This is a genomic window from Winogradskya consettensis, from assembly GCF_018332715.1.
In the GTDB taxonomy this organism is placed as follows: Bacteria; Actinomycetota; Actinomycetes; order Mycobacteriales; family Micromonosporaceae; genus Actinoplanes; species Actinoplanes consettensis.
The window spans coordinates 1-3,515 of the sequence record NZ_BOQP01000082.1; the positions used below are offsets into that span (position 1 = coordinate 1).

General features: G+C 69.1%; 3 protein-coding genes. All 3 read right to left on the reverse strand.

Going from position 1 to position 3,515, the window contains the following annotated elements:
* Positions 1 to 32: 32 nt before the first annotated feature.
* The 3 genes from Aco04nite_RS47850 to Aco04nite_RS47860 all read right to left on the reverse strand — a co-directional run bounded on the left by Aco04nite_RS47850 (position 33) and on the right by Aco04nite_RS47860 (position 2,628).
* Entirely contained in the window at positions 33 to 1,466 is a 1,434-nt protein-coding gene (locus tag Aco04nite_RS47850; protein WP_213003816.1) for an MFS transporter, read from the reverse strand.
* A 48-nt stretch (positions 1,467 to 1,514) separates the two neighbouring features.
* Positions 1,515 to 1,985, reverse strand: a complete 471-nt coding sequence (locus Aco04nite_RS47855) for a MarR family winged helix-turn-helix transcriptional regulator (protein ID WP_213003817.1) — start codon at positions 1,983 to 1,985, stop codon at positions 1,515 to 1,517.
* 199 nt (positions 1,986 to 2,184) lie between these two features.
* On the reverse strand, positions 2,185 to 2,628 hold the full coding sequence (locus tag Aco04nite_RS47860; protein ID WP_213003818.1) for an HNH endonuclease: 444 nt from the start codon (positions 2,626 to 2,628) through the stop codon (positions 2,185 to 2,187).
* Positions 2,629 to 3,515: the final 887 nt, after the last annotated feature.

Below are 3,515 nucleotides of genomic sequence, written 5' to 3' on the forward strand. Positions count from 1 at the left end.
ACCGTCTTTTTTACAGTCCCGCGACTGGAGCATCAGAGGCCGGTCGGGGCGGGGGTCTGAGACATGTGAGGGTCGTTCCGGGCAGTGGAGCCGCGGGTGGGGATGAACGCTGTGAGGACCATGGCGGCGAGGACGAAGGCTGCGGCGACCAGGTAGGCGCGGGTGTAGCCGTCGCGGAGGGATTGCAGGGCTTCGGTGCCTGTGGCGAGGTGGGCGGAGGTGGTGTGGGCTGCCACGACGGCCAGGACGGACAGGCCGAGGGCCGCGCCGGCTTGTTGGGCTGTGTTGGCAAGGCCGGAGATGAGGCCGGTGTCTTCGGGGGCTGCGCCGTCCATCACCAGCATGATGATCGCCGGGATCACCACACCGATGCCCAGGCCCATGATGATCAGGGCAGGGAGGACTTCGATCGCGTAGTGGGCGCCGGTGGGCATCCGGGTGAGCAGCAGCAGGCCTGCTGCCAGGAGGGTGAGGCCGGCGATCAGGACCGGGCGTGTGCCGAACCGGGCCGTCACCCGGGGAGCGACGAACAATGACATCAGGCCGATGACGATCGGGGTGGGGACGAAAGCCAGGCCGGTGGCGATGGCGTCGTAGCCGAGGACGCGCTGCAGGAACAGGGCGTTGATGAACTGGAAGCCCATGCCGGTGGCGAAGATCAGGACCATGGCCGCGCTGGTGATCAGCAGGCGAGGGCTGCGCAGGATGCGGGTGGGCACGAGAGGGCGCTCGGCCCGGCTCTGGCGGAGCAGGAAGCCGAGGACCAGCAGGACCGCGAGGACGCCGAACACGAGATTGCCATCCACGATGGAGTAGACGCCCGCGGAGAGTCCGACCGTGATCAGGGCAGCACCGGGAATGTCGGCGCCGGCCTGCAGGCCGAGGCCTTGCTCGCGGGGGATCACCCGCAGGGCCAGGAGCAGGGCGGCGAGGCCGATCGGAAGGTTGACCAGGAAGATCCAGGGCCAGCCCACGGCGTCCGTGAGCAGGCCGCCCGCGACGAAGCCGATCGCCGCGCCGGAGGCCTGGGTGAAGCTGTAGACGCCGATCGCCCGGGCCTGCGGGGCCGGCTCGGGGTAGAGGCGGACGATCAGGCCGAAGATGACCGCGGAGGCGAGAGCGCCGCCGATGCCCTGGACGAAGCGACCCGCCACGAGCAGCCCGGCGGTCGGGGCGAGACCGCACAGCAAACTCGCCGCGGTGAACGTGATCAGCCCGGTGAGGAAGACCGCGCGGGCGCCGATGAGGTCGCCGAGCCGGCCGGCCAGCAGCAGGAAGCCGGCGAATCCGATCAGATAGCCATTGACGATCCAGGCCACCCCGGTGGGTGAGAAGCCCAGGTCGGACTGGATGACAGGGACGGCAACGGCCACGATCGTGCTGTCCAGAACGATCATGAGCGCGGCGGCGCACAGGACGGCCAGCGCCGCGGGACGGCTCGCAGAGAGGTGCGAGGAATCAATCATGCATCCGACCGTAGCAGATGATCTGCATGCGGATGATTCCGTGGTAACTTATTTCAGAGATTGCCGAGCACGACGCACCGGTTTCGCAGAGGGGGATCCATGACCGCCGTCGACCAGATTCGCCAGCGCCGACACGAAGGCGTCCCGCACGGCCGGCGGAAGCGCGTCCAGCGCCTCCGCGTGCACGATGTCGACGATCCGCTGCCCCTGCTCAGCCGCTTTGCGGCCGTCCTCGGTGACCGAGATGATCCGGGCCCGGCGGTCGGTGGCAGACGGTCGGCGCTCCGCGAAGCCCCGGCGTTCCAGCTCGTCGACGGTGCTGACCATCGTCGTCTTGTCGAGGTCGGCCAGCGCGGCGATCTCGATCTGGGTGCGCTCCCGCTCGAGCGCGTGCATCAAGACGCATTGCATCCGCTGGGTCAGCCCGACGTCGGCGAGAGCGCCGGCGAGACGGTTCGACATGGTGTGCCCAGCGGAGTTGAGCATTCCGGTGAGGTCACGGACGGTGCGTTCGACCATGCGTTCATGCTAACGCGGGATCATCCACAAGCGGATATTCCGGGGAGGGACGGCCGGCGGGCCCCCGTGTGCACCCGCCGGCCGCCCGGATCAGAAGAGAACCGACCCCAGGGAAATACTGCCCAGGACGAACCGGCTCAGGGAAGAACCGGCTCAGGGAAGAACCAGCTCGGGGACGGCCAGTTCAAGAGGAACTGGCTCAGAGCGAAGCAGCGGAGACCCAGGTGGGCGCCGTGGGCGTCCACCTGAGGGGCATGCGGGCCTCGGCAGGCGTGCGGTCCCCCTTGCGCTGGTTGCACCGGCCGCACGCGGCGACGGTGTTGAGCCAGGTGTTGAGGCCGCCCCGGGAGCGCGGCAGGACGTGGTCGATGGTCGAGGCCGCGCCGCCGCAGTAGGCGCAGCGCCGACTGTCGCGGTTCAGGACCCCGGCGCGGGACCAGCCCGGGCCGCGGCTCTGACGCCAGCGCGTGACGACATAGCTGACCAGGCGCACCACGGTCGGTATCGGGAAGACACCTATGTGCGCGTCCGGGTGAGCCTCTTCGACCACCGCGACCTGGCGGAAGAGCATGCGGATGGCGTGCCGGACGCTGACCCGGTGCAGCGGCCCGAAGTCGGCGTTGAGAACAAGGACCACACTCATCGCGGGTCACCTCCCTGCGGTCTCAGCCCATGCGGCCGCCCACGGAGAGGCAGCGAGAGCTAGGGCATCAGAACTCCTTGTCGGGCCCGGCGATCCGGGCCACTCGATGCAGAAAAGGTAGGACGATCGCGAAAAGGAGACAACGCAATTAACCGATCAGCGCACGCCTGACCAAACACGCGCCAGCCGACGCGCGGGCCAAGCGACCCGGGCCCGGAGGACGCGGCCGTGCGCCAGGCCGAGGTCAGAACCGACGTGGCCGTGCGCTGAGACCGCCACAGGTCAGAACCGACGTGGCCGTGCGCTGAGACCGCCACAGGTCAGAACCGACGTGGCCGTGCGCTGAGACCGCCACAGGTCAGAACCGACGTGGCCGTGCGCTGAGACCGCCACAGGTCAGAACCGACGTGGCCGTGCGCTGAGACCGCCACGCCCAATTCGACAGGGGCCCAGTCGACACGCCAAGACGACGCAGCCAAGGCGGCGCAGCCAGGACAGCACGGCCGGGACAGCGCGGCCACAGGACAGCACGGTCAGGACAGCACGGCCAAGACAGCGCGGTCAGGACGGCGCGGTCAGGACGGCGCGGTCAGGACAGAGCCAGCCAAGAACGGCGCGGCCCAGACGGCGCAGCCAGGACAGAGCCAGCCAAGAACGGCGCGGCCAGGACGGCGCAGCCAAGATGAGAAAGCCAGGGCAAAGTGCGCCCGTTAGCCACCGACCGGGACTGGCTTTACGAAGCAGCCGTGGCCGACTGGGGTTCGCGGCCCAACAGGGAGGACAGCGGATGCCCGGACAACACGCCCCAGAACGACGTGTGCCAGGACGACGCGAGCCCAGGACGACGCCAGCCCAGAACGACGCCAGCCCAGAACGACGCCGGCCAG